Raw genomic sequence first — 349 nt, forward strand, 5'->3', positions numbered from 1 at the left:
GGGAAACCCTGATGCAGCCATGCCGCGTGTGTGAAGAAGGCCTTCGGGTTGTAAAGCACTTTCAGTAGGGAGGAAAGGGTGAGTCTTAATACGGCTCATCTGTGACGTTACCTACAGAAGAAGGACCGGCTAACTCCGTGCCAGCAGCCGCGGTAATACGGAGGGTCCGAGCGTTAATCGGAATTACTGGGCGTAAAGCGTGCGCAGGCGGTTTGTTAAGCGAGATGTGAAAGCCCTGGGCTCAACCTAGGAATAGCATTTCGAACTGGCGAACTAGAGTCTTGTAGAGGGGGGTAGAATTCCAGGTGTAGCGGTGAAATGCGTAGAGATCTGGAGGAATACCGGTGGC

Annotated in this window: 1 rRNA gene; it reads left to right on the forward strand. The window is 53.6% G+C overall.

Features of this window, described 5'->3' with window-relative positions:
* Nucleotides 1-349: ribosomal RNA gene (locus tag L976_RS01450) — 16S ribosomal RNA — on the forward strand; the annotation flags it as partial.

Source organism: Shewanella sp. ZOR0012 (assembly GCF_000798835.1).
Taxonomy (GTDB): domain Bacteria; phylum Pseudomonadota; class Gammaproteobacteria; order Enterobacterales; family Shewanellaceae; genus Shewanella; species Shewanella xiamenensis.